The 26,195-nt window shown below is 61.8% G+C and carries 25 protein-coding genes; 13 read left to right on the forward strand and 12 right to left on the reverse strand.

What is annotated here, in order from left to right:
- Positions 1-2: 2 nt before the first annotated feature.
- Both HCN50_RS01680 and HCN50_RS01685 read left to right on the forward strand, forming a co-directional pair.
- Entirely contained in the window at positions 3-983 is a 981-nt protein-coding gene (locus HCN50_RS01680; protein ID WP_171708407.1) for a GGDEF domain-containing protein, read from the forward strand.
- A 184-nt stretch (positions 984-1,167) separates the two neighbouring features.
- Positions 1,168-1,494 (forward strand): copper-binding protein, encoded by a 327-nt coding sequence (locus HCN50_RS01685; RefSeq protein ID WP_171707869.1) that lies wholly within the window; start codon positions 1,168-1,170, stop codon positions 1,492-1,494.
- A 271-nt stretch (positions 1,495-1,765) separates the two neighbouring features.
- Here HCN50_RS01685 and HCN50_RS01690 read toward each other — a convergent pair whose 3' ends face one another.
- Positions 1,766-1,987 (reverse strand): hypothetical protein, encoded by a 222-nt coding sequence (locus HCN50_RS01690; protein ID WP_171707870.1) that lies wholly within the window; start codon positions 1,985-1,987, stop codon positions 1,766-1,768.
- A gap of 585 nt (positions 1,988-2,572) precedes the next feature.
- On the opposite strand from HCN50_RS01690, the gene HCN50_RS01695 reads away from it, so the two are divergent.
- A complete protein-coding gene (locus HCN50_RS01695) occupies positions 2,573-3,967 on the forward strand; it encodes an FAD-binding oxidoreductase (RefSeq protein ID WP_171707871.1) in 1,395 nt (464 codons plus the stop codon).
- A 38-nt stretch (positions 3,968-4,005) separates the two neighbouring features.
- Here the strand turns inward: HCN50_RS01695 and HCN50_RS01700 are convergent, their stop codons facing one another.
- From HCN50_RS01700 to HCN50_RS01710, 3 genes are all read right to left on the reverse strand, one after another.
- Positions 4,006-4,242, reverse strand: coding sequence for a hypothetical protein (locus HCN50_RS01700; protein ID WP_171707872.1), 237 nt, complete (start codon positions 4,240-4,242; stop codon positions 4,006-4,008).
- A gap of 129 nt (positions 4,243-4,371) precedes the next feature.
- On the reverse strand, positions 4,372-4,755 hold the full coding sequence (locus tag HCN50_RS01705; protein WP_171707873.1) for a DUF1488 family protein: 384 nt from the start codon (positions 4,753-4,755) through the stop codon (positions 4,372-4,374).
- Between the two features lie 227 nt (positions 4,756-4,982).
- Positions 4,983-8,783 (reverse strand): VCBS domain-containing protein, encoded by a 3,801-nt coding sequence (locus HCN50_RS01710; RefSeq protein WP_311966957.1) that lies wholly within the window; start codon positions 8,781-8,783, stop codon positions 4,983-4,985.
- A gap of 475 nt (positions 8,784-9,258) precedes the next feature.
- On the opposite strand from HCN50_RS01710, the gene HCN50_RS01715 reads away from it, so the two are divergent.
- On the forward strand, positions 9,259-9,903 hold the full coding sequence (locus tag HCN50_RS01715; RefSeq protein WP_171707874.1) for a FecR family protein: 645 nt from the start codon (positions 9,259-9,261) through the stop codon (positions 9,901-9,903).
- A 37-nt stretch (positions 9,904-9,940) separates the two neighbouring features.
- Positions 9,941-10,801 carry a tetratricopeptide repeat protein gene (locus HCN50_RS01720; protein ID WP_171707875.1) on the forward strand — a complete coding sequence of 287 codons (861 nt, stop codon included), beginning with the start codon at positions 9,941-9,943 and terminating at the stop codon, positions 10,799-10,801.
- Positions 10,802-11,033: 232 nt separating this feature from the next.
- On the opposite strand, the gene HCN50_RS01725 is transcribed toward HCN50_RS01720, so the two are convergent.
- Positions 11,034-14,780: a tetratricopeptide repeat protein gene (locus tag HCN50_RS01725; RefSeq protein WP_171707876.1), complete on the reverse strand. Its 3,747-nt coding sequence runs from the start codon at positions 14,778-14,780 to the stop codon at positions 11,034-11,036.
- 403 nt (positions 14,781-15,183) lie between these two features.
- Here HCN50_RS01725 and HCN50_RS01730 point away from each other — a divergent pair, with 403 nt between their 5' ends.
- Positions 15,184-15,405 carry a hypothetical protein gene (locus HCN50_RS01730; protein WP_057849287.1) on the forward strand — a complete coding sequence of 74 codons (222 nt, stop codon included), beginning with the start codon at positions 15,184-15,186 and terminating at the stop codon, positions 15,403-15,405.
- A gap of 5 nt (positions 15,406-15,410) precedes the next feature.
- Entirely contained in the window at positions 15,411-15,854 is a 444-nt protein-coding gene (locus HCN50_RS01735; RefSeq protein WP_311966958.1) for a hypothetical protein, read from the forward strand.
- 47 nt (positions 15,855-15,901) lie between these two features.
- On the opposite strand, the gene HCN50_RS01740 is transcribed toward HCN50_RS01735, so the two are convergent.
- The 4 genes from HCN50_RS01740 to fliL are packed head-to-tail and all read right to left on the reverse strand — an operon-like array spanning position 15,902 to position 18,825.
- Positions 15,902-16,684, reverse strand: coding sequence for a MotE family protein (locus tag HCN50_RS01740; RefSeq protein ID WP_171707877.1), 783 nt, complete (start codon positions 16,682-16,684; stop codon positions 15,902-15,904).
- Positions 16,681-17,121: a DUF6468 domain-containing protein gene (locus tag HCN50_RS01745; RefSeq protein WP_171707878.1), complete on the reverse strand. Its 441-nt coding sequence runs from the start codon at positions 17,119-17,121 to the stop codon at positions 16,681-16,683. The genes HCN50_RS01740 and HCN50_RS01745 overlap by 4 nt, the downstream gene beginning before the upstream one ends.
- Positions 17,118-18,317 (reverse strand): flagellar motor switch protein FliM, encoded by a 1,200-nt coding sequence (gene fliM / locus HCN50_RS01750; RefSeq protein WP_171707879.1) that lies wholly within the window; start codon positions 18,315-18,317, stop codon positions 17,118-17,120. The genes HCN50_RS01745 and fliM overlap by 4 nt, the downstream gene beginning before the upstream one ends.
- Positions 18,318-18,333: 16 nt before the next feature.
- On the reverse strand, positions 18,334-18,825 hold the full coding sequence (fliL, locus tag HCN50_RS01755) for a flagellar basal body-associated protein FliL (protein ID WP_171707880.1): 492 nt from the start codon (positions 18,823-18,825) through the stop codon (positions 18,334-18,336).
- Positions 18,826-19,213: 388 nt separating this feature from the next.
- Here fliL and flgF point away from each other — a divergent pair, with 388 nt between their 5' ends.
- The 5 genes from flgF (at position 19,214) to HCN50_RS01780 (ending at position 23,251) form a co-directional block, all read left to right on the forward strand.
- A complete protein-coding gene (gene flgF, locus HCN50_RS01760; RefSeq protein WP_171707881.1) occupies positions 19,214-19,978 on the forward strand; it encodes a flagellar basal-body rod protein FlgF in 765 nt (254 codons plus the stop codon).
- Between the two features lie 18 nt (positions 19,979-19,996).
- Positions 19,997-20,785 carry a flagellar basal-body rod protein FlgG gene (gene flgG, locus HCN50_RS01765; RefSeq protein ID WP_171707882.1) on the forward strand — a complete coding sequence of 263 codons (789 nt, stop codon included), beginning with the start codon at positions 19,997-19,999 and terminating at the stop codon, positions 20,783-20,785.
- Between the two features lie 9 nt (positions 20,786-20,794).
- Positions 20,795-21,880, forward strand: coding sequence for a flagellar basal body P-ring formation chaperone FlgA (gene flgA, locus HCN50_RS01770; RefSeq protein ID WP_171707883.1), 1,086 nt, complete (start codon positions 20,795-20,797; stop codon positions 21,878-21,880).
- A 5-nt stretch (positions 21,881-21,885) separates the two neighbouring features.
- Positions 21,886-22,638, forward strand: a complete 753-nt coding sequence (gene flgH / locus HCN50_RS01775) for a flagellar basal body L-ring protein FlgH (protein ID WP_171707884.1) — start codon at positions 21,886-21,888, stop codon at positions 22,636-22,638.
- A gap of 253 nt (positions 22,639-22,891) precedes the next feature.
- On the forward strand, positions 22,892-23,251 hold the full coding sequence (locus HCN50_RS01780; protein WP_171707885.1) for a PRC-barrel domain-containing protein: 360 nt from the start codon (positions 22,892-22,894) through the stop codon (positions 23,249-23,251).
- Positions 23,252-23,746: 495 nt separating this feature from the next.
- Here the strand turns inward: HCN50_RS01780 and HCN50_RS01785 are convergent, their stop codons facing one another.
- Positions 23,747-24,010, reverse strand: coding sequence for a hypothetical protein (locus HCN50_RS01785; protein ID WP_171707886.1), 264 nt, complete (start codon positions 24,008-24,010; stop codon positions 23,747-23,749).
- A 456-nt stretch (positions 24,011-24,466) separates the two neighbouring features.
- Here HCN50_RS01785 and HCN50_RS01790 point away from each other — a divergent pair, with 456 nt between their 5' ends.
- A complete protein-coding gene (locus HCN50_RS01790) occupies positions 24,467-24,892 on the forward strand; it encodes a ClpXP protease specificity-enhancing factor SspB (protein ID WP_235976750.1) in 426 nt (141 codons plus the stop codon).
- Between the two features lie 3 nt (positions 24,893-24,895).
- On the opposite strand, the gene HCN50_RS01795 is transcribed toward HCN50_RS01790, so the two are convergent.
- Both HCN50_RS01795 and HCN50_RS01800 read right to left on the reverse strand, forming a co-directional pair.
- A complete protein-coding gene (locus HCN50_RS01795) occupies positions 24,896-25,396 on the reverse strand; it encodes a hypothetical protein (protein ID WP_171707887.1) in 501 nt (166 codons plus the stop codon).
- A gap of 10 nt (positions 25,397-25,406) precedes the next feature.
- Positions 25,407-26,192: a 2-keto-4-pentenoate hydratase gene (locus HCN50_RS01800; protein ID WP_171707888.1), complete on the reverse strand. Its 786-nt coding sequence runs from the start codon at positions 26,190-26,192 to the stop codon at positions 25,407-25,409.
- Positions 26,193-26,195 lie beyond the last annotated feature (3 nt).

The following is a 26,195-nucleotide window of genomic DNA, read 5'->3' on the forward strand; positions in this document are numbered from 1 at the left end:
TGATGTCACAGCAGTCTGTTCCCGCCACCCCGACCAATTTCGCCGTCTGGTTCGAATATGCCCTCGGCGGTTCGCTGGCGCTGCGAAAGACCATCGACATTCTGATCGCGGGCAAGCGCAAGTTCGACGCCGCAACCAACCACGAACTCTACGTCACCTATGTGGCGCAGGCCGGTACCGACCCGTTTGGCGACCTTCCCGATCAATTGAGCGGGCTGATCGAGACCGCGCAGCAATTCCTCAACACTGCCGTCACCGACAACCGCAGCCACCTCAAGGCGCTCGGTGAAGTGTCTTCCGAGGCCGCTGGTACCGGCGATCCGCGGACGATCATTGCAAAACTGGTTGATGAATTGTCAAAGGCGACCGCCCGGGCCGCCAAGCTGGAGGCAAATTTCGCCGCCACGTCGGAGGAACTAGATAGCATCCGCGACTCGCTCAAAGCGGCCGAGCAGCGCTCCAACACCGACGCGCTGACCGGGCTGGCCAACCGGCACTCGATGGATGAATTTCTCCGCCTCGCCCAGATCGCGGCGATGGAAAAGGACGAGCCGCTCAGCGTCCTTCTTATCGACATCGATCACTTCAAGAAATTCAACGACGACTATGGCCATCAGGTCGGAGATCAGGTGCTTCGGCTGGTGGCCAAGGTCCTGCAGGAAGGCGTTCGCGAAGTCGATCTGGCGGCCCGCTACGGCGGCGAGGAATTGATCGCGGTGCTACCGGGCGCCGATCTCGCGGCCTGCACGGCCGTTGCCGAACGCATTCGCCGGCGCATTGCCGAAGCGAAACTGACACGCCGAGCGACCGGCAAGGAGATCGGCAGCATTACGGTATCAATCGGCGTGGCTCAATTCCGCCTCGCCGAATCCGCGGAAGCGATGATCGAGCGCTGCGACCGCGGACTTTATCAAGCCAAGCGGCTTGGCCGCAACCGCACGGTGACCGAAACCGAACTCGAGCCCGAGGCCGGCGCAGCTTAGAGCTTTATCGGCTCCGACTGCAACCGAGCCGGAATTCATTCCCTGCCCGACAGGTTTCCTTGCGCAGACCAACTTCGCATCGCCCCGGATGCCCGCGGAAGAAAAATGCCGCATGCCAGCTTCGCGAGGAACTATTGCCGCAATTCCGGCTTATCGTAAGCGGCCTACAGCCGGGGAGCACTCCATGAAAATCGCAGGGATGATTATGGCTGCCACCGCAGCCTTCAGCATCGCCGGTACGTCGGCGGCTCTTGCCCAGCAACCGCGGACCGGATTGGTGACCAGAATAGACCGGATCAGCGGTACCATCACGATCAAGGATATGCCGGAAGGCACCACTGGCGCGAATGCCGGCGCCGCAACCGAAGAATTCAAGATCCAGGACGGCGCGCGGCTGAACGCCCTGCATGCCGGCGACAGGGTCACCTTCGCCGTGAGCGACACGGCGGGGACCAAGACCATCACGAAGATCGACAAATCGGACGCGGTCACGAAGATCGACAAGAAGTGAGACAACGCCGAAGCGCCATCCGCCTCGTGAATTGTCTTGCTTCCATTGAAGAATAGCGAGACCCGGAGCGCCCCGAGCAGGATTACGTTTCTTCGAAACGCTGACTTGCTTGGGCTTCTGGGCCTCGTAACCGGAACTGCCCCATCCGGAACGAGGGGCTGCTCGTATAGAATTCGCTTTAGAGCAACGCGCCAGGCTTGCCTTGATCTGCCACAAACGCCTGCCCGATTTGATCACCAGCAATGCCTGCGCTTCCACATCGTCCCTGTAGTTAGCGCGGCGGCACCCGCTCGAGCGATGCTCTAATTTCAGCAACCGTTTCGTCGCAGTATTCGTTCAATTTCTGGAATCGTTGCTGTAGCGCCCGAAGTGTCCCGGCACGTTTCGCCGGCCCTTCCCGATCGATATTGAATCTGTCGGCGGGCGATGGCCGGGACTCGGCGGCCGAAAGCGACACCCGCATCGATGGATCGTGACCGTTGGTGGAAGACATTTCTGCACGCCTCACAAATTGGAGCCGGATTCGATCCGCTCCGCTGGAATCTCCGTGTGATCACGCGCTGGCGCTGGAAGTTTGCACCGTGCAGTGTGTTGTTTGAATGCCCCGCCGGGGTCGGTTTGGTGGCAAAAGGTGGACGTCAGCGGCAGAATGCCGACAAACCTCGTATTTTTACGGACTCGATCTCCACGATTAAGATGCAATCCACACCCAGCTTCGCCGATGCGTTCTTTTGTTGCTCAGCGATTCGCTCATATGCCCGTACCGCATTCAGAAACCGGTGTGCCGCCGCGCTGCGAAATTTGCGGGACGGGCACGGTTAGCATTGGCAAGCTGCCGCGAATCGGACTGCGCCCGCTCGTCTACGTCTACAAGTGCAGCGTCTGCAACCAGATTACCTCGGTCGAGCCGGAGCGGCAGCAAGAGGCGCCTCGCCGTCGCTCCGCACCGACGCGGCGGCCGCGGCAGCACGCACGATAAACCGCAAAACACGGCCTCTCCTGCACCCGGCCGGGTTTCCTCCTGACCATGCCGCATGTATAGCTTCGCCCAAATTCCACATAAAGAAGAGGCAGGGGCATGTCCGAGGCCTTCATTGACGAACTGCGCAACGCGCTAGGCAACGGCGCGGTCCTGTCCGGCAGCGATATCGACGCGCGTTATCATCACGATCTCGCCGGCAATCCGGCGCCGAAACCGCGCGCGGTCGTCCGCCCGAAGACGACGGAGGATGTCTCGGCCCTGCTGCGGCTCTGTCATCGCGAAAGCGTCCCGGTTACGACACAGGGCGGCATGACCGGGCTGGTCCGTGGTGCAATGCCGAATGCGGACGAAATCGTGCTGTCGATGGAACGCATGAACAACGTTGAAGAGGTCGATGCCTCCGCCGGCGTCGCCATCGCGCAGGCCGGCACGCCATTGCAGAAACTCCAGGAACGGGTCGAGCAGGACGGGCTGATGTTTCCGCTCGACCTTGGCGCGCGTGGCAGTTGCACCATCGGCGGCAACATATCGACCAACGCCGGCGGCAACCGCGTTATCCGTTACGGCATGACGCGCGACCTGATCCTCGGCCTCGAAGTCGTCACGGCCGACGGCACCGTGCTCAAGGGCCTGCGCAAATACATCAAGAACAATACCGGCATCGACTTAAAGCACCTCTTCATCGGCAGCGAGGGCATTCTCGGGGTTGTCACGCGCGCGGCGCTGCGCGTGTTTCCGGCGCCGGCGGAACGGCAGGTGGCGCTGTGCGCCATGCCCTCGTTCGGCCAGGTCATGGCCCTCCTGAAGCTGGCACGAAAATCGCTCGGCGGCGATCTCACCGCGTTCGAGGCGATGTGGAATGCCTACTACCGCCACACTGTCGAGCGTGTGAGAGGGGTCGCTGGCCCATTGCCGACCCACCATCCCTTCTATGTGCTGCTGGAGGCCTCCGGAAGCGATGCTGAACGCATTCGGGACGGACTCGAGAAAATGCTGGAGACGGCGATGAGCGATAATGTGATATTCGATGCCACGCTTTCGACCTCCATCGCGTCGGTGGCTGCGATCTGGCGCATCCGCGACTCCAGTGTCGAACTCGGTCGCAGCTTTCCATTTGCGGCACGGATGGGATTCGATGTCAGCGTAGCCATCGACAGGATGGAGGAATATGCAGATACGCTTGATGCACGCGTCAAAGCGATCGATCCGCAAGCCTTCACCATCGTGATGGGACACGTCGGCGACGGCAATTTGCATCCCAGCGTGTATCACGAACATACGCCCGACAAGCACGATGAGTTCGAGAAGCTGGTCTATGACCTCACGGGCGAATTCGGCGGTTCGATCTCCGCCGAACACGGTATCGGCATCTCGAGGCGGCCCTACCTGAAAATGAGTCGCACCGAACAGGAAATCGAAACCATGCGCACCCTCAAACGCGCGCTCGACCCGAAGAACATCCTGAACCCGGGGCGAATCTTTACGGTGTGAATGATGCGGACGGTCAGGCCGCGCCGGGCGCCCGCGTCTCACTCCTTGAAATCATATTGCTTGCTGAGGTGGTCACCGATCTGAACCAGCATGGCGACGCATTCGGGATAGCCCGGTTTGGCGATCGTCGCCTCTTTGGCCTTCGCGCGGAACTCCCAGCTATCGCCGTCGCGAAGCACCGAGATATCGATGCCGTCGGGACAATCGACATGGGCCTTCAGCTCGGCTCGGGCCATCGCAATGAGTTCGGCTTCGGTTTTGGCAGGCTTGCTCATTGTAATGGCGTCCTCCGGCAGGTCATTTGCCTGCAGGTTGCCGTTTTGACGCGCATCTGTCGAGGGGTGACCGAGCGCCGCGCCATCCCGTCGCGCGCGATGCCCCCGTTCAGGAGTGAGCACGGCGCACTACTGCACCATGCTTGCCGGCCTCGCCTCGGCGACAAGCCGCAGCGAGCCGGCCTTATCCGTATCAGGGTCCGGACCGGCCGCGATCGGATCGGCCAGAGGTGGCGGCGACTTCTGAATGTGCTTCGTAAATATCCTGACGACCTGCCCCTTCACGCACGGGCTTTTGTCGAAGATATCGGATGCGATGCGCTCGACGGCATCCCTCAATGACAAGAACTGCGCCTGTCTCGCCATGCTCTCCGTACCCCTGACGCCTCCGAGTTCGTCCATCGCGGCGTCGCTGATCTGGCACTCGACCGTATCCGCCTCGTTCAGCATGGTGAACCTGAACGCCAGGCGTTCGTTGTCGTGTCCTATGATTCGGTCGCGGGTCAGTGGCATCGGACGGCCGCCTTGGGCGGTTAGCTGGAGACGATTGCAGGAGGCGCCAGAGAGGCGCTGAGGCCTTCCCTAGTGAGCCAACTCGTCAAAAATTGGGCTGGAGCACGTCGGACCTGGATCGCCGCGAAGCTAGGACGCTTGCCGCAGCTCGGCCTGATTGGCGGCGACGGCGACAGTAGCTGACGCCCCGAGGGGTCACCTCCGGCGCTGAGCGGCTGGATCGCGGGTCACACGCTCAGATCGTGCTGCGTATGGGCGTGAGCGCTCGCCGCATGGTGGTGCTGGACATCGATATCGTCAACCGAATGCTGGCCTGCTGAAGAATGTTCAAACGCTGCCACTTCGCCTGAGATCGCGATGCCCTTGGCGCTCGCCGAGGCGTGCGCAACATCCGCGAGGTCAATGGAGGCCAGGCCGTGAGAGCCGGAAATCGCGGGCTTGAAGTGGAATGTGTCTCCAAGCCCGTGCGAATCGATAGCCGCTGAGTGGCTTCCTCCATGGGCATTGAAGGGCTGCACGGAATGATGCGAGTCGGCGTGCGAATACGCGTTTGAGTTGGCATCCTGTCCTTTTAGAACTTCCGCGGATACGGCGTTGAAACCCTTACCCTTTAAATGGACATCGAGGTCGCCTATCTTCGCGTCGCTGTGGGAGTGCCAGATCCCGCCATGATCATCGCAAGTCATGCCATGATTAATGTGCAGCTCGTTGCCTGCGTGCGCAGCAGCTTTTTCGTGGTGATCGCTCTTGCGGATCGAAGCCACCGCGGTGCCGTCGCTGGTTACGCTGTCGAGCGGCGGCGGCAGATCGAACACGAAGTTATCGCCTAATAGTGCCGCAACGTGAGTGGACTGCGATTCGGCGGACTGTTCGCTCGCCAGGGCAAGCGTCGCCTCACCGGTGACTTCGGTCGAAAACGCGCGGACTTGGTCGGGGCTGGTAACTCTTGCAAAATCGATCGCATCATTCCGACCTTGCGCGGTATCGACGTTGCCGTCCACGACGGTCGTTTGCGCAGTCCAATTCCAATCGGCGACATTCCCGCTGTCATTTGCGGTCCAATTGAACAAAACGTCAGTAGCCGCCGTCGATGTCGTGACATCAGCCGCGCCTTCTTGCACCGTCGCGGTCAGTTCAAGATTGACCGGCTCGGCGGCCGCCACGACGGGCGCCGCCGTCGATTCTGTGACGAAATCTGAGGCCTTGACGGTCGCAATCCCCTGGAGATGGATCTCCAACAGGCCGGAATCTCCGACATCAAGGCTTTGGTTCGCCGAATTGACATACACGATCGTTTCATTGCTCGTGCTGTCATAGAACCAGGCGATGGTGTGCGCCGGCACAGAGGTGCTTGTGGATGTCAGCGCCAAAAAGGCAAGTGCGCCGAGCGCCGTCAAATCGATCTTGTCGGATCCCGATACAAAGTCGGAGATGGTGTCGAACCGGGCTGCGCTGGAATCCGCCACGGACAAATAAACGAAACGGTCGTTTCCGTGGCTACCTGTGAGAAAGTCCGCCCCATACCCACCGACGATGGTATCGCAGCCGTTATTTGCGTTGATCGTATCACTTCCCGAGCCTCCGTAGATCGTGTCATCCCCGTCATTGCCCTTGACAGTGTCGTTACCGGAGCCGGCGTAGATAATGTCAGCCTTGCCGGTGCCGTTGAGGGTGTCATTCCCGGCACCCCCATAAACCATTTGGCCGTCGTTGCCTCCTCCCGCGATGTTGTCGCCTCTAGGTGTCCCATAAACGTACGGCGGATCGCATACTACCACTGCCCCAGTGGCCAAGTTGTCGAAATCATTGGGGTCCGCGTCGCTGGTGCCGTGGATGGTAATCGTCACGACCTGCGCGGTGCCGTCTGCGGTGGTTATCGTGAAGGTGTCGGTCAGCGTGTCGCCGGTGTCGAGCGCCTGCACCACACCGTTCGTATCGTCGAGCGTGTAAGTCCACACGCCAGCCGCCGTCATCGTGAAGAAGCCATACCCGCCCGCGCTCGCTGTTGGCGAGCTGACCGCCGCGAAAGTGTTGGACGGATTGTCCACGTCGCTGGCGGTGAGCTTGCCAGTCGCGGTCGGCGTACCGGACGTACAGCCGCCGGCCTCGATCACTGCGCCGGTCGTGGTGCCGGAAATGACGGCTGGGTCGTTGGTACCAGCGATGGTGATCGTCACCACCTGCGCGGTGCCATCGACGGTGGTTATCGTGAAGCTGTCGGTCAGCGTGTCGCCGACATTGAGCGCCTGCACCACGCAGTTCGTATCGTCGAGCGTGTAGGTCCACACGCCTTCCGCCGTCATCGTGAAGAAGCCATAGCCGGCTGCGCTCGCTGTCGGCGAGCTGACCGCCGTGAAAACGTTGGGCGGATTGTCCACATCAGTGCTGGTGAGCGTGCCAGTCGCGATCGGCGTACCGGGCGTACAGCCGGCCTCGATCACTGCGCCGGTCGTGGTGCCGGAAATGACGGCCGCATCATTGGTGCCGTTGATAGTGATCGTCACCACCTGCGCGGTGCCGTCTATGGTCGTAACGGTGAAGCTGTCGGTCAGCGTATCGCCGACACCGAGCGCCTGCACTGTACTGTTGGCGTTGTCGAGCGTGTAGGTCCAAACGCCATCTGAGGTAATTGTGAATGTGCCGTAGCCGCCCGCACTGCCCTGTGGCGAGCTGACCGCCGTGAAGGTGTTGGGCGGATCGTCGACATCGGTGTCGGTGAGCGTGCCGGTTGCGGTCGGCGCGCCAGGCGCGGCGCTGCCAGCCTCGATCGCAGCGCCGGTCGTGATGCCCGAAATGGTGGCCGCGTCGTTGGTCCCATTGATGGTGATTGTGAAGGCCTGGCTGGCCGAGAGTGTGCCGTCCGACACGACAACAATGAAGTTTTCGGTCGTGGGTGTCTTTAAGGCGTTGATCGCATTACTGTCGGGAACGAAGGTATAGGCGCCGGTGGTGCTGTTGACATACAGCGTGCCATAGAGGCCCGTCTTCGACACATCATAGGGCACGCCGTTCCATACCGTACTGCCGGCGCTGCCCCCGCTGATGCCGTAGGTTAGTACGGCGTTGCTATTGGAGCTGCTGGCAACGAACGTGCCGCTCGTCGCGGTGAACTCGTCAAACGCCACCGTGTCGATTTCGGCCGGTCCCGCCACCGCCGTCAGCGTCGGCGGCGGAGGCGGTGGAGGTAAGGCAGTTATGATCGTGAGCTCGGGAGCTACGTTGATGAACGGTAGCGGGGGAAGCGAATTTTGCAACGACGGGGCGTCAGTCTGAATAAAGTTAATCCGCTCCACTGGCAGCGGATTGACGGGCGGAGGCGTGCTCGAGCCGGAGGGTCCCTGCCCTTTGGTTAGATTGGCAAGCACATCCTGCTGGGCCGCCTGCAACTCATCCATTCGAGTAACGGTATTCGCGACCTGGTTCACACTGACCGAGGATCCACTTTTCCGTAAGACGATTGTCTCTCCGGGATCGTCAACAATGATGTGTCGCGGGATCGCCTCCTTGGTCACGAGCTCGAATACGCCGTGCTCGAGGTCCTTGTATGCGATGCTGTCGTCGTCCAGGAACGTGATGTTGGGCTCCGCGGCCTGCACTTCCTTCATAACTGAAAAGATCAGAGCGGTGAGCGACAGCATGCCGATCCCGCGGGCATGGGACCGGGCCCGAATGCTTCCAAGCGGCGTATCGACGCTGACTGAGCCGGTTTTCGCTACCCGGCCGGCAATGAAACTGAAGGCCCCGCTGGTGACGCAGAACTGAGCCGAATGCAAGGCGGTGTCGGAATTGCAGACAAATTCGGTTAGCACCACGCGAGTGCCGCCGGACAGATCGAACACGGTGTCGTCGATGAAGCGAATTCCGATGCGTCCGTCGGCCGCGGTCTCGATCACGTCGCCTTGGCAAACTGCATCGCCAACCGTGACTTGGACGGCAGCGCCGCCCGCCCGCCTGAGCGTCCCGCATCCGATCGCTGTCTGAATATTGCCGATGATTTGGGGAAGCAGGCCCCCGGCGTCCTGACACACGTCCCCGAACTCGTGGGACCAAATAAACATTAGCTTCGACCTCGCCTGCTCAAATCATTCAGGCCCAGCGTGGTGCCGCAGTTTTTTTGGCTTTGCCTACGCCGTGAGGTCAAAATATCCTGGCGTTGACAGCCTTGAGCTCGCCCGCCGAAACGTCCTGATCTAAAATAACTGTATCTATCCAGAAAAGAGACGCGCTTAAACGCAACATAGTACACGTTGCAGGAATTAAATCGTACCGTAGCGAGCGCGGCACTTCCTATCAAGAATTGTTGAAATTATTAGCTTCGCGGAATGTGACCTTTTAGTGGCCGACCGTCGACCTCGGGATTAGGGTGGCTTATTGACTGGACGAGTCCCTTGTGACTGGTCTTTAATGAGACGTCTGGCTTCGTTTATTGAGGCTTTAGCTGGCGATTCAACGAAGATCGTCGGACGGCCACGCGAGTAAGATCTTCTCGGGAAGGAGGGGATCATGCGTACACATACGATTATCTTATTGGCGAGCTTCGGTTTAGGGTTAGCCAGCATTTTACCTGGTCCCGCCTTGGCGCAAATCAATTCTGCCCGGCCCGCGGTTCAGGACCTCGCATCAAAGCCCATAGGGAAAGTTGTCGCCGCCACAGGTTCGGTCACAATTGAGCGTGCGGACGCGATGGTCATTCAGGCAAACGTCTCTGGTCAACCCGTTCAGACGAAGGTTGGCGATCTCGTCTATCTTGGCGACGTGGTCCAGACCGGAGCCGATGGCCGGGTCGGGATCAATTTTACCGATGGCACGTCGTTCAATTTGTCGAACAACGCGCGCATGGCCCTGAGCGAGTTCGTGTACGACCCAAACGGGAAGTCCAATTCGACCTTGTTCAATCTAACCAAGGGAACGTTCACTTTCGTTGCCGGCAACATCGCAAAGAGTGGCGATATGAAGGTCGATACGCCTGCTGCAACCATGGGCATCCGAGGCACCACGCCGCATGTCGAAATTTCGGATGATGGGACAGTGAAATTTTCCACGCTGATCGAAGAGGGCAAAAGCAAGCTTACGAAAAAGGCCCGGATTCCCGCGGCACAGCAACCCGAACAAACCTATCGCAAACCGAACATCTGTCGGGGCTGCTAGACCATCGCACATTCCAGTTCCCAACAAGGGCCCTGACATGGAATTTGGTTCGAGAGGCGACAACATCGGCGGCGTGGCACCCCTGCTCATCTTGCTGTTGCTTGGGTCACCGGTGGCGGCGCAGAACGCGAAGAAGGATAGCTATCTCAGGCACATCGAGCTGTGCAACGCCGCGGATCACGCCTCGCTCGCATCGCGTATTGATGGTTGCACGGCGTTCATCGATTCCGGCAAAGGTACGACAACGGCCTTGGCGATCGCCTATAACAATCGTGGCAACGCCCGTACCACAAGTGGGGATCACGACCTCGCCATCCAGGACTTCGATCAATCGATCAAGCTCAATCCAACTTACGCCAAGCCCTTCAACAACCGCGGTGTGGCGTACGTGCGGAAGGGCCAATACGACCGGGCCATCAAAGCGTTCGACGACGCGATCAAGCTCAAGCCCGATTACGGCGAGGCGTTCGCCAACCGTGCCGGAGCCTACCTGAAAAAGAATGACTACGATCGGGCGGCGCGGGACTATGACGAGGCAATTCGTCTTGAGCCCAAATCGGAAGCGGTGTGGAACGGACGCTGCTGGACCCGCGCCATCCTTGGCGCGCTGCAGGCGGCCCTCGAAGATTGCAACAAGGCGCTTCAGTCGGAGCCGAACAACGCGGTAGCGTTTGACTCGCGTGGACTGGTCCACCTGAAGATGGGCCAGCTCGGCGCGGCTATCGATGATTATAGTTCCGCGCTGCGGTTCAACCCGAAGCTGGCGAGCGCGCTCTACGGGCGCGGGCTTGCCAGGCTAAAGAACGGCGACAAGGCCGGCAGCGATTCCGATATATCAGCGGCACAGGCAATTCAGGCCAAGATCAGTGACGATTTCGCGCGCTTTGGCGTGCGCTAGAGGCTCGTCAACCAGAGCTTCGGATTGCTGCCAGATCCACATTTCGATCAAGCCGAGCGCGCCGATGTGAACCGCCCGCCTGGCCGTGTCCGCACCCTCGCCTTCCCGGGCTCGTTCGTACTGCGAACGATCTTAGACCGGCAAAGTTTTTCGTGAAGGGAAACTCACTCGAGCCGCTTGGCCGACCATTGAGTACAAGCCTGTCGAGAACAATCTCTTCTCGACGGTTCAGCTATCTCGCTGCCCCAACCCGCCTGACACCGGCGATCGCGGGCAAGGCGCCGGTGTGGACCGGCTCGCTTCCAGACATCTCCGGCGACAGCGGCGCGCGTGCGGTGGCGTCCGGGAAACGAATCTTCATTTCGCGAATGAAGCCGTCGAGCGTATCGACGCTGGCAGCCATCTTGGCGATCAGAGCAAATTCGGCGCTGTTGGACGCGGCGGGCTTGCTCGCGGTATCGAACGCGAACCGATCGGCCTCGCCGGTCATCAGGGGCGCGTATTTCTCCCGGAAGCGGCCCAGACCAATCGCGTCCTCTGCCAGCGCATAGCCCACGACGGCGCGGATCATGTCACTCTTCTCGGCGGCGTCGAGCGGTTTGAAATCACGCCAGCGATCACCGTAATACAGTTCGATCTGTTCGGATGCCTCTCGCCACTGCCGCGACGCCCAATAGATGTCGGAGCGCAGCCGGATCGCTTCGCGGCCGGGGATGTTGGAGATGATATCGAGCGCAAGGTCGTGGCGACCGACATCGCTCTGGGCCCGCGCTTCCAGGAGCAGCCGCTGCTGTCGCAGTTCGCCGGACAGATCGGCGATCCGCGTCAGGCGCAGTGCCATGATCGCCCGGTCCGGCTTGCGATTGGCCAGATAGACCATGGCAAGGCGCGCCGCCACCTGCGCGCGCGCCGCACCCTCCAGGCGCTTGTCGACCTGGTACTGCAATAGTTCAGCGGCCTGGTCGAGCAGGTCGATCGCGGCGAGCCGGTCCGCAAGGCGCCGGATCATCTCGTCACCCCGCCGGCCGATCGGCGTCAACTCGCGATACTCGTAGAACATGGCGAGCGCATCGACCGGCTTCATGTCGTCGCCTTTTTGGCCGAGGTAGATCTCCGCGAACAGCGCGGATGCGGCATCCTGGCCCTGCCGCGACAGTTCGGAATTGGGCTGCAGCTTGGTTGCCGTCTTGGCGGCGGCGAGCGCTTCGGCATAGCGCCCGGTTTCGGCATAGATCTGGGTCAGCTTGTTCAACGCCCTCAACTCGATCGCGTCGCCGCGCCAGATTACCGACAACGTCTCCAGTTCGCGGGTCAACTCGGCCTGCCCGAGTTCGCCGCGCCTGTAGCGCAGCAGGGCCTCCAGCAGCGTCGCCTCCGCCGAGGCCTCCCGGTCACCTGATTGCGCTGCGAACCTGTAGGCGTCGAGTGCATCCTTCTCGTGTCCCAGTGCCTCGGCGAGACGCCCGCGCAGCACCGCGATCTCGGGCTTCATCTCGTTGGGAATGCCGATCACTTCGAGTTCGTTGCGCCGCCGCGCGGCCCCGCCGTAATCCTTTACTTCGAGCGCGGCGCGCATCGCATCGGCGATGACGATGCGCTGCAGTTCCGGCGGCAGCGCGGCAATCGAGAATTCGGCGTTCTTGAATTTTTCACGCGCGACCGCCCATTTTTCCTGACGGGCGAACGCGAACCCCTTCCACAATTGGGAATCGTAACCGTTGCCGATCGCCGGATTGGCAAGATCCTTCAGCGCCCGCTCGGGATGGCCGATCAGGATGCTCGCGACCGCATGCACCATCAGCACGGCGGCATCCTCATTGCCCTGGTTGGTTTCGGAGAGGATGAGGTTGGTGACCCCGCTCGCCTCCTGATACATCCCGCGCGACATGTAGAAGTTAGCAAGTGCGAGGCGGGCGTGCGCTTTTTGCCCGGGGTCCGCGGTGGCGGCGGCCTTGATCAACGAATCCAGCCGCGGGAAGAATTTCTCTTCCCGGTTCTTGCGCCATTCGTTGGCATCGAACAGCGGCCGCACCGCCGCGGTGGCGCGTTCGGCGGAAACATCGGCGGACGACAACGTCAATCCGCCGGGCCGGCCGAGCATGACCTTGTCGGCGCCGACCTCAGCGTTGATGTCATCGGAATTGGGATGGACCACCACGCCGTGAACGGATTCCAGCAGCGACAGCTCGACGAAATCCTGTCGCTTGATGAGGCCGCGGGTCGGGGGCATCGCAGTCACGACCAACAGCGTATCGCCGGCGTCGGGGTCGACCAGCCGGTGTATTGCACCGGGAGCCGCCAGCGGCACGGCGACGCTGGCGAGCGCGGGATCGGTAATGTTGCGCAGCACCGCCAGCGGTAGCGGTGGCGTCTGGCCACGATCGGCGAAGGTCAGCGTCCACTCTGCGCTGTTGGAGCGGCCTTCGCTCTCGAGCGAGGGGATCTGCGGCCGGTTGAGGCGGATGCGGATGGCCTGGCCCTTTTCCAGCGGCAGCCGGCTGACATCGCCGATGATGGCGCCTCCATTGGTCCGGATCGGTTCGATATCGATCGGTTTGCCATGGTCGAACACCAACCATACCGTGTCGGCGCGACGGAACAGCGCAGCCGGGGTTGGCCCGGCGAAAGAGAAGGTCACGCGCAGCCCATCGCTGTCGCGCCTCGCTTCGACGGAAGCGGCCTTGGCGCCGCTTTCCGGCGACGGACTCGACATGGCCGGCGCTGCTTTCTTTGGCGGCTCGGTGGGAGACAGAGCCTGTTTCGGCGCCTCGAGCTTCGGCGCTTCCGCCGCGACGGCCCGGATCGGTTCGGCGGGCAGCGCCGCTTTCGCGGCATCGACCGGAGCTGGTGATTTCTCCGGCGCCACCTTCTCGGCCGGGAGAGCGGCGTTGGCATCGGCAGACGTCCCATTTTCGACGGCAGGCGCAGCGGCCTCGGCTGGTGCGGGTTTGATCTCGATCTTTGCCTGTTCGGCAATCATTTCCGAGGTAGCAGGCGGAATCTCTGCCGGCTGCTGCGGCGGGGAGTCTTTCAGGACCTTGTCGCGCGAAACCCGTGAGGCGGACCCAGGCTTGGCCGGTGCGGGCGGCTTGCCCGCTGCCTGCGGCTCAGCCAAAGCGGGCTTTTCCGCCTGCTGGAAGGCGACATCGATCACATAGTTCTTTTCCTCGCGGAACGAGTGCACGTCGACCTCGCCGATCAGCAGGATGTCGACTGCGGAAGAGTCGACATCGGCCCGCTGGCTGATCGACGCGACGTTCGGGGGCGCCGCCACCTTGGCGTCAGCCAGATCGAAATTGAGCACGCTGTTGAACTGCAGCGTCAGTTTCTGCTCATTCAGGACCGATGACACGTTGACGCCGTCGGGCATCTCGAACACGAATCGCACAAATGTCGGTTGCACCGAGGCACGGACGCGAACCGGCGGCCTCTTTTTCGCGGACGCGACCGCAAGCTGCGCGCGAAGCGCGCGCTCGGCGGCGCGCGCCCGCTCTGCCAGTTCGCGCACGACCGCGGCCGGAAGCGCGGGCGGCGGACCGGTCCAGCTATCGGGCAGGAAGTCGATGAAGATCCGCTCGCCCGCCGTCATGGTGTTGACGGTTGCCCGCCGCGCCAGCGACAGCCGGATCGCCGTACCGTCGGGATCGCGCCGCGCCGAGCCGACGTAGTCGGGTACGGCGTCCGATAATTTGTCGACAGGAATATCCACCGGGCGTTTGAAATGGATGATGATGATCGAACCCGCGGTCGAAACGTCGGATTCGACGTCCTCTGCCAGCCTCAGCACCAGCCGCGCGAAGCCCCCGCCGGCTGTAAACGTCGCCTCCCCCCGGACCGGATCGTCGGCCCGGCAGGGCTGCGACAACGCCAGGCTGGCGAACAGCGAGGCAAGGCCAAGCGCCCCGCCGAGGCAAAGCCGGGCCACCCGCGCCAAAGCACGGCCCTGCGACCCAGTTCCAGTGGCAGCCCGTTGCCCCATCCAGGAAATCTCGTGGCCTCAATGAATTCTGCGGCGAAGCGCCCTCGCCCGCGGGTTTGAATCTTGGAGTGGCCGACTTAAGGTTTTGTTAACGTCAACTCATTGATTTCGTTGGAGCGTCGACTGGCGTACCTGCTGCCGCTGCGAGCAGACGGCGTAAATCGCCGAGCGGACCGAAAATGCGATCCAGCTCGGGACTATCCCATTCGGGCTTCCGACCGGAGTGATCGCCATCGTCTCGCCACGCCCCGCGATCAGAATCATTATCGCGAGACGGATGGAACCAACATCAGCCATCCCGTCTTAGGAAGATCATAGACCCGGGACGCATGGCCGGCAGTCGATCAACCAACGCCCCGGGTCCGCCAAACCTGCCTCAGGCAGCCAATTCGGAGTGCGTGAAATGGCAACCCAGATCGTGATGGATCGTACTGGCGACACCCGGCATACATTCGACGTCCATGATCGTGCGGAGGTCGAAAAAGCCGAGCGGCGTTTCAAGGAATTGACCGGCGCAGGCTTTACGGCAGCGGTTCGATCGGGGCCCGGCGAGCAAAGGGTTATTCGTTCCTTCGATCCGACCGCAGAAGAAACGCTGTTTTATCCGCGTCTCGTCGGTGGCTGACGGCAGTGACCCAGCAGATCGCCCTTGCGATATGCTCGTTCATCCTGGCTTTGCTCGGCACGATGTTGCTGTCGGCGCTTTCGCTGGTCGTGGCGCGATCCAGTTCCGGCAGCAGATCGTTTCGCTTCGAGACTGAGGCGCGAGCGCTGGCTCTTTTGAAGGGCTGGCTCTCGCCCGCGCAACGTGCCTGCTATGAGCGCTTTCGATATTTCGATGTCGTCGGTAGCGACACCGGAACGCGCTACCGGATACACCACGGTACGCAGACGAACATCGAGGAACTGAGCAGCACGGGTCACCACGTCTGCAAATGGTGCTTTGTCCCGGATGGCGATCTCGTCGCCGGCGATGTCATGCTGGCGCAGAAGATCGCCCTCGAAACCAACGAACGTGGCGCGCTTTCTGTGGCCCATCGCTCGTTCGTATCATCAGGGCCGCGCAGGTTCTGAACCGGGCGACGCCACAATTCCGTTCGCCAGACCGTCGGCCTGGCGCGTCAGTTGGGCTTTTGCTGCAGTATCTTGCCTTCGATTTTTGGCAACTCGGCCACGGGAGCTGATTTATCGGTGCCGGCGCGGCGGGCCAGTTCGACCGTTAGCCGTTCAGCCGCTTCCGGCTGCATCAGACCCAGAATATCGGACATCTTCCGCGGCGCGATCTGAGAGGCGATTTCATAGAGTACGGACATTTCCAGCCGGTCGAACACCTTGGCAGCATCCTTCGGCTTCATGCCCTCATACATCGTGATGATGCCCTTGAAGCGGGCGGCGTCCTGTTCGGCTTTCTGCCCGCTCGCGGTCGAGATCCGCGCCTCGGTCGCCTTCATTTCTTCGACGCGGCCCTCGATGCGCTTCTCGGCGGACTTTAAAAGGCTTTCGCGAATTTCGATCTCACGCGCGCGCTGCTCCAATTCCTGGCGCCGCGCCTGCAACCGCTCGAGGATGGCGCGCTCCGACGGCGACACCGATTGCGGGTTCTGGTCGGGAAACACCACGATGCCATCGTGCTTCGGCACGTCGGTAGCGGGCGCAGCCGGCTTCGGCGGTTCTTCCTTTTTCTCTTCTTTCTTGACCGAGCCGGTAATATCGGCGGCATCGGACCTGGCGCCGCCAGGGTAGCCCAGATTGTCCTGCGCCCAAGAGCGCTTGGCCGGCTGGCTGATCTGATAATCGAACACGTATCCGCCATCGATCACGAGTCCGGCGACCTTCAGCACTGCAAGGCCGAAGATCGCGACCAGCACGACCGGAATGACACGGATGTCGCGAAACGATTTCATGCGGCGAGGCCACTGGCCCTTCTGCGTTCGGAGAATGCTTCAGCGGCCGCGGCAACCGCCTTGGCGGAAGAAACCCTGGGGGCTGCTGCGGGCTCGGCCTCCTGCGCGGGCCGAGCCGCGATCGCGATCTTGGACAGACGGCGAATGACGCCATCACCTTCGGCGAGCATATTCTTTAGATGCCCCGCCATCTGCGTCGCCGCTGTGAGCTGGCTGCCGAGATTTTCATTGACGTCGCGCACGGTGTGCTTGAGGCCGCCGATCGCCCGCTCGGCGATTTCGGTCGCGGTGATCAGTTCGGCGATCGTGGCTTTCAGCGAATGTTCATCTGCCTTCAGCCGCTGCAGCCGCTTGTTGAGCAGCATGCAATAGCCGATCGTGAGCATCAGCAGCACTGCTACAAGACTCTCGATTACAATGCCAAGGGAATGACTCATTGTGCCTCCATCAACTTGGTTTGTTCGTCGGCCTTCTCGAACATCGCGAAGGTGGTATTCGGCTTGCGCAATGGCTTGGTGACGCGGATGGCGACGCGGTCGCCGACCCGGCCCATCCGCCCTTCGGTCAGCGTGACATCGCCGCAGCGGACCGACACCAACGCGTCGGGACGCATCTCCAGCGGCAGCGTGTCGCCGACCTTCAGTTTCATCAGATGCTTGAGGGGAATGTCGGCCTCATACAGCACCGCGTCGACCGATATCTCGGCCTGTGCCACTTCGGTCGCGAAATGCCCTTCCCAGATCGGATCGCGGCCGAATTTTTCGCCCATGAACATCTGGAGCAGAACCGGGCGGATCGGCTCGATGGTCGCATAGGGCAGCAGCAATTCGATATTGCCGCCGCGGTCTTCCATGTCGATGCGCAGGCGCACCAAGATGGCCGCGTTGGCGGGCCTGGAGATCGCGGCAAAGCGCGGATTGGTCTCCAGCCGGTCGATCGAGAAGGTCACCGGCGACAGCGGCCGGAACGCCTGCTCGGCGTCTGCCAGCACCACCTCGACCAGCCGCTTGACCAGGTTGGTCTCGATCGTGGTGTAGGGCCGGCCCTCGATGCGCAGCGAGGTCTGGCCGCGCCGGCCGCCGAGCAGCACGTCGATGATCGAATAGATCAGGCTGGAATCGACCGTCGCCAGGCCAAAATTCTCCCATTCCTCGGCCTTGAACACGCTGAGCACGGCCGGCAAGGGAATTGAGTTCATGTAGTCGCCGAAGCGGACCGACGTGATGCGGTCGAGCGAGACTTCGACGTTGTCGGAGGTGAAGTTGCGCAGGCTCGTGGTCATCAACCGCACCAGGCGATCGAACACGATTTCGAGCATCGGCAGACGCTCGTAGGACACCATCGCGGAATCGATAATGGCGCGAATGCCGGAATGGTCGTCGAGATTGACGTCGCCGACGGTGAAGCCGAGCAGATTGTCGATTTCTTCCTGGGATAGAACACGCTCGCCGGAATTCTTGTTGCCGAATTCACGGCCGCCATCCTCGACCATGGCCGCCCATTGCAGCGCCATGCTCTCGGAGAGTTCATTGGCGGCAGCTTCTTCCGCGGCCGCTGCGGGATCTTCGGAATCGAGCGATGCCTCCCATTGGGCGGCTATCGCATCCTGGTCCATCTGGTCGTTACCGGCCATGATTAAATTCGTTCCGTCACTGAACCATGATTTCTTTGAACAGCACGGCGCTCACCTGCTGCGGCGCCACGGCTGAGTTGACCCGCTTGGTCAATTCTTCCTTGAGGCGAAACAGCCCGGCCGAACCGTTGATGTCGGAGGGACGCAGTTCGCGCAAGTAAGTCTGGAACAGGTCGGTGACGCGCGGCAGGTTCGGCTTGATCGCCTCCACCTGTTTCTCTTCCTTGATCTCGAGCACGACCTTGACGCGGAGATATTGCACGCGCTCGCCGGGGGCGCCGACCAGGTTGACCATCATGTCGGGCACTTCGACATAAGACGGCGGCTTCGGCGGCGGCGCCTCGGCGTGCTTCTCCTCGCCATGGCCGCGCAACAAGAAGAACCAGCCCGCACCGGCGCCAAGGATGGCGACGAATCCGGCGACCGCAATGATCAGCTTGAGCTTGCCCTTTTTCGACGCTGCGGCTTCTGCGCCGTCTGCGCTTTCCGCCTGCTCGTTCTCAGCCATTGCCCCGCCCGCTTCGATTCAGGAAACGAACGCGGTTGCCACCAGCCCCGGGTAACGATGCCCCCACAACGCGAAACAAAAGCCGCCAGCGCACACGCGCTCTCTATGCATGCAACGCTAGGGTAATAATGGTTAACGGAACCTTTCCATTGGCGCCCAACTGGGAAAAATCTGCCGGGCAAACATGGTCAACAAGACCTTTCTGCCGCCCCCCTGAAAACCCGAAAAACGCCTAACCCCTTAAAAAGCCAGAGTTTCCCGACTTGGCACGGCTTTCGCTGAGAAGACGGCGTGACCGGCCGGCTTGGGAGAGCCCAATGGTTACGACGGATCCGGACCACGGGCTTGGGAGAGCCTGCCTCGGATCGATCAAAGGGGAGAACCACCGATGGAGAACATGCTTCTCGTCGGACTATCGCGGCAGATGACGCTGGAACGGCAGTTGGATGTCGTCGCCAACAACGTCGCGAACATCAACACGACCGGCTTCAAGGCCGACCGGTCGCTGTTCGAGGAATATCTGCGCTCGCCGGCGCATGAAGACAATTTCGTGCGCGCCGACCGCCGCGTCTCCTTTGTGCACGACCGCGCCACCTTCCACGATTTCTCGGCCGGTCCCTCCGAGCAAACCAAGAACCCGCTCGACATCGCGATCGACGGCAAGGCCTTCCTGGTGGTTCAGACGGCTGCCGGCGAGCGCTACACCCGCGACGGTGGCCTGCAGATCAACAACCAGGGCCAGCTTGTGACCGCAAGCGGCGATCCGGTGATGGGCAACTCCGGCCCGATCGTGTTCCAGCCGACCGACAAGTCGATCAACATCGCAGCCGATGGCAATATCACCGTCGTCGAAGGCACCGGCCGCACCGACTCGGTCCGCGGCAAGCTGCGGCTGGTCTCCTTTGCCGACCCGCAGAAGCTCGTCAAGGAAGGCGGCAACCTCTACTCCGCGGGCCAGGGCGTCGCGCCGCAGCCCGACACCGCCTCGCGCGTGGACCAGGGCTACATCGAGAAGTCGAACGTCAATTCGGTCCACGAAATGAGCCGCATGATCGAGATCACGCGCACCTACACGCAAATCTCGGCGATGCTGCAACAGCAGCACGACCTGCACCGAACCGCAGTCGAGAAACTCGCCGACGTTCCGGCATAACGCTTAAGGCATAGATCGATGCGCGCACTCTATACAGCAGCGACCGGCATGGCGGCACAGGAACTCAACGTTCAGGTGATCTCCAATAACATCGCCAACATGCGCACCACCGGCTACAAGAAGCAGCGCGCGGCGTTTCAGGACCTGATCTACGACCATGTGCGCCGGGTTGGCGCGCAGGCTTCCGACCAGGGCACCATCCTGCCGGTCGGCGTCGACGTCGGCGGCGGCGTCAAGACCGTGGGCACGCCGCGTCTGATGAGCCAGGGCACGCTGTCGCCGACCGGAAACGATCTCGACATCGCGATCCGCGGCGAAGGCTTCTTCAAGATTCAGATGCCCGACGGCACCTATGCCTATACCCGCGACGGTTCGTTCATGATGGACGCGCAGGGCCGCGTCGTCACCGCGCAGGGCAATCCGGTGCAGCCGACGATCACGATCCCGCAGAATTCCTCGCAAATCACCATCAACGCCCAGGGCCAGCTCACGGTAATGCTGCCGGGCTCGACCACGCCGACGCTGGTTGGCCAGATCGGACTTACGCGCTTCATCAACAAGGCCGGCCTCAACCCGATCGGCGACAATCTGTTCACCGACACTCCCGCCTCCGGCACGCCGCAGGACGGCGTCGCCAACACCGACGGGTTTGGCGACATGCAGCAGGGCAACCTCGAACAGGCGAATGTCGAGGTGGTGACCGAAATCTCCGACCTGATCGCCGCCCAGCGCGCCTATGAGATGAACGCCAAGGTCGTCAGCGCGGCCGACCAAATGCTGCAATCCACCTCCAACATGTTCCGCTGAGGATTGGTCATGATCGCCCGCGCCCTCCTCCTGGCTACCGCCCTGATCGCTGCATCGAGCGCGGCGGCGCTTGCGCAGACCCGGGAAACCTTCACGAACCGCAACGTGATCGCCGCACCCGTGCTGCGCGCCAACGTGCAGGTGTCCAGCGACCTGGTGCGGATCGGCGACGTCATCGACAATGCCGGCAGCGCCGGGCAGATCGCGATCTACCGCGCTCCGGATTTAGGCACCACGGGCTCGCTGCCGGTGGCGCAGGTGCTCAACACCCTTCGCGCCCATCATGTGATTGGCGTCGACACCCGCGATCTGAAGGAAATTTCGGTAACGCGCCTGGCCCGCACGCTCCAAGGCAAGGACATCGAGCTGCAGGTTGCGCAAGCGCTGGAGCGCCGCAACGGCCTTGGCGATGCCGCCAATCTGTCACTGACCTTCGACCGCGATCCAGGCGACATCAGGCTGGACGCCGGCTTCAGCGGCGCCGTGCAACCGACCATCGCGCGTTATGACAACCGCACCGGCCGTTTCGACGTCACCTTTGAGATCGCCAACGAGAACGGCGCCGCCGCCGCCAAGCTCCGCTTCACCGGCACGGCGATCGAGACCGTCGAGGCCGCGGTGCTGGCGCGCAACGTCGAACGCAATGAAGTCTTGAAATCGTCCGACGTGATGGTCGAGCGCCGCCCGAAAGCGGAAGTCGGTGCTGATGCCGTCATGCGCGACCGCGCGGTCGGCATGCAGGCCCGCCGCCAGCTCCGCGCCGGCCAGCCAATCAAGATTGCCGACCTCGCCAAGCCTGATCTGGTGCAGCGCGACCAGAGCGTCATGCTGATCTATGAGGCGCCCGGAATCTATCTCACCATGCGCGGCAAGTCACTGGAGAACGGCACCGAAGGCGACGTCGTCACCGTCATGAACCTGCAGTCGAAGCGCACAGTCTCCGGGACCGTGATCGGCCGCGGGCAGGTCTCGATTTCACCGCCGACGTCCCGCCCGCCACAGACCAGCGATGCCACCTCCTCGCTCGGCACGACACAACCCGCACCAATCGCTGTCGCTACCGTCAGTTCGCCAATCGCTCCAAAAGCCGAGTAATGTAAATGTCAGTCCCCCGTCTCAAGCGCATCGTTCTCACCGGCGCCATGCTGTCGCTGGCCGTCTTAGCGAGCGGTTGCTCCTCGATCGACCGTCTGTCGCAGATCGGCGAAAAGCCGAAGCTGACGGAGATCGAAAACCCGACTACGCAGCCTGGCTACAAGCCGGTGCAGATGCCGATGCCGAAGCCGGAGCAGGCTTCCTACAATGCCAACTCGCTGTGGCGGAACGGCAGCCGCGCCTTCTTCAAGGACCAGCGCGCTGCCCGCGTCGGCGATCTCCTGACGGTGACCGTCAACATCACCGACAAGGCCAACCTGTCCAACGAGACCCAGCGCAGCCGCTCCAGCAAGGAGGACTCCGGGGTTACCGACTTCCTCGGCGCGAGCACCATCACGCAGGCGAACAAGATCCTGCCCGGCAAGATCCTGACCACGGACTCGACGTCGTCAAGCGACGGCAAGGGCTCGGTCAACCGCCAGGAGTCCCTGACCACCAACGTCGCCGCCGTGGTGACGCAGGTGCTGCCGAACGGCAATCTCGTCGTCGAAGGCAAGCAGGAGATCCGCGTCAACTTCGAAATCCGCGAGCTGATCGTCGCCGGCATTGTCCGCCCCGAAGACATCCAGAGCGACAACACCATCGATTCCAGCAAGATCGCGCAGGCGCGCATCGCCTATGGCGGCCGCGGCCAGATCACCGACGTGCAGCAGCCGCGCTACGGCCAGCAGGTGATGGACGTGCTGCTGCCGTTCTAGACTTCCGTTCCGAGCTCCCACATCTCGTCGCGAACCTAGGCGCGACGGAGATGTTCAACGCGGCCCTCGCTAGCTCCCCTGGCGAGGGCCGCGGTCGTTTTCGAGCGGTGCAATTAACAGAACGCGAAAGGCGGCTGGCAGCATCTGAGCTTCAGTTCGACGATAGGACGCGACTCCTGTCGATGCGACAATCTCTCCGGAACGTTTGGCGTCACCTCTTCGTTTCCATCCATCAACCGCAACGGAGGGAACCATGTCTCTGGAAGCGAACGAAACCGGCAACCTGATCGGCAGCGACAAGGTCGAGGGAACTGCGGTCTATGGCGCTGATGGCAACAAGATCGGCTCGATCGAACGCGTCATGATCGACAAGAAAAGTGGCAGGGTGTCCTACGCCGTACTGTCCTTCGGCGGCTTTCTCGGCATTGGTGACGACCACTATCCGCTGCCGTGGCAATCGCTGAAATACGACACCTCGCTCGGCGGCTATGTAACCGGCGTCACGGAAGCTCAGCTCAAGGGCGCGCCGCATTACCGCAATGACAACACCTGGAACTGGAGCGATCCAACAAGCACTCGCGCCGTCAACGACTATTACGGCGTCGCGATCTGATCGCAATCATGCGTTGACCTGCGACGGGCCCGCCGCGGATGGCGGGCCCTTCGAATGCAGATGCGTTCGCTTTGTTGGCAGCGAACTAATCCTGCCGCTTTGCGTTGAGCATTCGCGGGAGGCAGAGCAATGGCAAAATTCTTCCTGATCGTTATTGCCGTCAGCGTCGCCATTTTGCTGGCGATGAGCGCGTATGTCATCAGCCTGTAACGGGCGATTCAACTTGCAAGCAGTTCGACCAGATTCATCAGATGAGGACTCGGTGAGCGGCCATCGTCCCGAAATCTCGTCTGGGGCGTAGTTCGCCTCGCGTCCCAGGCGTGGCCCATCGTCGCGGCCGCGGTTCGAGACCGCGCCTTCCTACTTCGTCCAAGATGAAAAGGCAGGCCCCGGCGCTCTCGGGGGAAGGATCGCACCGGAGCCTGACAAGGTTACCGCGTGTCTAAAGACACCATTGCATAATTTTCCCATTTAAGGATGGTTCCTGCGTGAACGTCACTTCTTCATGGTTCCGCCGGGAGAGGTGGCATCGCCCTTCTTGTCCACGGCACCCGCGGTCCCCGCCCCTTGCGTGCTGGGGTCCTTCGGCGAAGGCTGGGTGCTGCCGGTGGTCGTGCTGCTGTTCATGTCTTTGCCGGTAGTCGCCTTCGAAGCGGGTTCGTCGGTCTGGGCACTGCCGCTCGCCGCATTGCCCTGCGCGAGCGCAGCGGTGCTGGCGAGCGCGAGGGCTGCTGCGAGCGAAATCGATTTCATCTTCATCGTCGTTTCCCGTCTGTGCGCGCCCCACCAATCAATGGCGACAGTCGGCATACGTTCCTGCATCCTCGGAAGTGCGCCCATGGTTGCACGCAGGACATGCGGCGTCCCATCCCGCTGTCCGTCCTGTCCTTGCAGCGGCGCAGACCAACAGCGATCAAATACTTTCGCGAAGACTTCGGTCGGCACATGGCCGGTCGATACATGGTTAACGGACTCGTGGGCGGCAAGATCGCGTGGTCAGGGCCATCGATTGCCTGCGTCAGGCGGCGAAACGCCGCCGAGCCTGACCAGTCTTTCGATTAACCATTAATTCGCTGGGCACCCGGCGACCTTGCGCCCTCTTTCTTTTTTGAGGGAACCGTTTAGCATGATCTCGGGGCTAAGAGCCTTGGGGACACGACGAATACATCCAGTTGCCGGTGAACGCAGGCGATCGAGTATTCCAGAGACAGTGTGATGGAAACGACAGGTCGCGGCGTACCAGTTACCCCGCAAAGGCGGGCTATGACCATCTCTCGTGAGGCAATACTTCTCCTCCTTGCGATCCTCATCCCAATAACGCCGGCATTTGCCGAGCCGTGCAGCAAGCCGGCATCGCGCTCCAAGATCGCCGAGACGCTCAAGCTCGCATCGGAGCAGCGGCCGGTCAATATCACGTTCCGCACCGGCGCCGAGGGCGTGAAACTGTCGGTTGGCCTCAAGTCGAAATACCCCGACGATATGACCATCATCCTGCAGCAGGATTTCGAGCAGTTGAACATAAAGGAAGACCGCTTCGAGGTCTTGATGCGTTTCATGGGGAATCGGGAACGGCTCACCGTGCCCTTCAACGCCATCAAGGCATTTTGGGATAAGTCCGAGTTGAAGTGCTCCGACGGCTGATGTCTAGCCCGGCATCGCCCGGCCGATCAGGGCGCAGAGCGCTGTCATGCGCGCGATCGGATGTTCGACGAACAGGCGGCAGGAAGCGAGCGCGCCCTTCAGCGATTCCGGCGAGGGCGCCGGCTTCAGTTGCGCAGCCAGAATCGCGCCATGCGCATGCCCAAGCGCGCGAATCGAAAGCGTGAGCGCATTCAGCCGACCTTTGCGAATGAGCGCGCGCTTGGTCGCGTGGACGCCGGCGGCGAGCAGGGTTTCGGTCGAAAAGCCCGGCCAATCGGGCAGCGCCATCGTTCGCCTGACGGCTTCGGCATGCAACGGCGCGTCGCCGAGATAGAGCGGACGCACCGACGACCACGTCCATTCCAGCGCACCCGGCATGGTCGCGAGGTTGCGCCAGATCAGGTTGACCACGCTGGTAGCGAGCACCTTGCGAATATCGGCATAGATGTCCGCAATTTCGCCGCGCGCTTCGGATTCGAGAACCGATGGAACGCTCTCAGCCATCCCTGTTATTTCATGTGAATTTGGCTTCCGCCGTGCCCAGGCCCTCGAGCTCCATCCTGACGGCATCGCCCGCATCGAGCCATACGGTCTTGACTAGACTGCCGGTGAGAACGATCTGCCCCGCATGCAACCCCTTGCCCTCCTCGGCGAGATGATTGGCGAGCCAGGCCAGCGCATTGTGGGGATGGCCGAGCACGTCGGCGCCGGTGCCGTAGCCGGCCTCCTTGCCGTTGACGATGACACGGCCCTTGACCGTGAGCAGGTCCGGCGCCCTGGTGCGCGTCACCGCCTTGCCCAGCACGCAGCCGGCGGCGAAGAAATCGTCGGCAATAAGCGTCGGTGCGCCCATCGTCTCCCATTTGACGTAGCGGTCGTCGACGATCTCGATCGCGGCATGATAGGCCTCGATCGCCTCCATCATCCATTCCGCGGTGAACGGGGCTTCCGACGGCGCGAGGCTGCGTGCGAGCCGCACCGCGATCTCGCATTCGACCCCGACACGGACGTAATCGCCATGGGGCAGCTTAGCACGGCTGTCGTGAACGCCCTTGGCGAATACGCCGCCGGCGCAGGGATGGGGGATGTCGAGATATTGCTGCATCACCGCACTGGTGCAGCCGATCTTGTACCCAACCAGGCTGCCCGCCTCCGGCAGCAGGAGATCGTGAACCGCCCGTTGAATGCGATAGCCCTCTGCCTCACTGTCGGGCATGAGATCAGCAGGAAGCGAAGCCAGCGGCGTGCGATTGCGGCGGGCGGTAACGATGGTCTGGGCGGCCGCAAGAATGTTATCCATCAG

Source organism: Bradyrhizobium archetypum, assembly GCF_013114835.1.
GTDB classification, from domain to species: Bacteria; Pseudomonadota; Alphaproteobacteria; order Rhizobiales; family Xanthobacteraceae; genus Bradyrhizobium; species Bradyrhizobium archetypum.

What these genes read in the sequence shown, in the direction of transcription:
- HCN50_RS01680 (WP_171708407.1), top strand. Translation starts at nt 3, where the DNA reads ATGTCACAGCAGTCTGTTCCCGCCACCCCGACCAATTTCGCCGTCTGG.
- HCN50_RS01685 (WP_171707869.1), top strand. Translation starts at nt 1,168, where the DNA reads ATGAAAATCGCAGGGATGATTATGGCTGCCACCGCAGCCTTCAGCATC.
- HCN50_RS01690 (WP_171707870.1), bottom strand. Translation starts at nt 1,987, where the DNA reads ATGTCTTCCACCAACGGTCACGATCCATCGATGCGGGTGTCGCTTTCG.
- HCN50_RS01695 (WP_171707871.1), top strand. Translation starts at nt 2,573, where the DNA reads ATGTCCGAGGCCTTCATTGACGAACTGCGCAACGCGCTAGGCAACGGC.
- HCN50_RS01700 (WP_171707872.1), bottom strand. Translation starts at nt 4,242, where the DNA reads ATGAGCAAGCCTGCCAAAACCGAAGCCGAACTCATTGCGATGGCCCGA.
- HCN50_RS01705 (WP_171707873.1), bottom strand. Translation starts at nt 4,755, where the DNA reads ATGCCACTGACCCGCGACCGAATCATAGGACACGACAACGAACGCCTG.
- HCN50_RS01715 (WP_171707874.1), top strand. Translation starts at nt 9,259, where the DNA reads ATGCGTACACATACGATTATCTTATTGGCGAGCTTCGGTTTAGGGTTA.
- HCN50_RS01720 (WP_171707875.1), top strand. Translation starts at nt 9,941, where the DNA reads ATGGAATTTGGTTCGAGAGGCGACAACATCGGCGGCGTGGCACCCCTG.
- HCN50_RS01725 (WP_171707876.1), bottom strand. Translation starts at nt 14,780, where the DNA reads ATGGGGCAACGGGCTGCCACTGGAACTGGGTCGCAGGGCCGTGCTTTG.
- HCN50_RS01730 (WP_057849287.1), top strand. Translation starts at nt 15,184, where the DNA reads ATGGCAACCCAGATCGTGATGGATCGTACTGGCGACACCCGGCATACA.
- HCN50_RS01740 (WP_171707877.1), bottom strand. Translation starts at nt 16,684, where the DNA reads ATGAAATCGTTTCGCGACATCCGTGTCATTCCGGTCGTGCTGGTCGCG.
- HCN50_RS01745 (WP_171707878.1), bottom strand. Translation starts at nt 17,121, where the DNA reads ATGAGTCATTCCCTTGGCATTGTAATCGAGAGTCTTGTAGCAGTGCTG.
- fliM (WP_171707879.1), bottom strand. Translation starts at nt 18,317, where the DNA reads ATGGCCGGTAACGACCAGATGGACCAGGATGCGATAGCCGCCCAATGG.
- fliL (WP_171707880.1), bottom strand. Translation starts at nt 18,825, where the DNA reads ATGGCTGAGAACGAGCAGGCGGAAAGCGCAGACGGCGCAGAAGCCGCA.
- flgF (WP_171707881.1), top strand. Translation starts at nt 19,214, where the DNA reads ATGGAGAACATGCTTCTCGTCGGACTATCGCGGCAGATGACGCTGGAA.
- flgG (WP_171707882.1), top strand. Translation starts at nt 19,997, where the DNA reads ATGCGCGCACTCTATACAGCAGCGACCGGCATGGCGGCACAGGAACTC.
- flgA (WP_171707883.1), top strand. Translation starts at nt 20,795, where the DNA reads ATGATCGCCCGCGCCCTCCTCCTGGCTACCGCCCTGATCGCTGCATCG.
- flgH (WP_171707884.1), top strand. Translation starts at nt 21,886, where the DNA reads ATGTCAGTCCCCCGTCTCAAGCGCATCGTTCTCACCGGCGCCATGCTG.
- HCN50_RS01780 (WP_171707885.1), top strand. Translation starts at nt 22,892, where the DNA reads ATGTCTCTGGAAGCGAACGAAACCGGCAACCTGATCGGCAGCGACAAG.
- HCN50_RS01785 (WP_171707886.1), bottom strand. Translation starts at nt 24,010, where the DNA reads ATGAAGATGAAATCGATTTCGCTCGCAGCAGCCCTCGCGCTCGCCAGC.
- HCN50_RS01790 (WP_235976750.1), top strand. Translation starts at nt 24,467, where the DNA reads ATGGAAACGACAGGTCGCGGCGTACCAGTTACCCCGCAAAGGCGGGCT.
- HCN50_RS01795 (WP_171707887.1), bottom strand. Translation starts at nt 25,396, where the DNA reads ATGGCTGAGAGCGTTCCATCGGTTCTCGAATCCGAAGCGCGCGGCGAA.
- HCN50_RS01800 (WP_171707888.1), bottom strand. Translation starts at nt 26,192, where the DNA reads ATGGATAACATTCTTGCGGCCGCCCAGACCATCGTTACCGCCCGCCGC.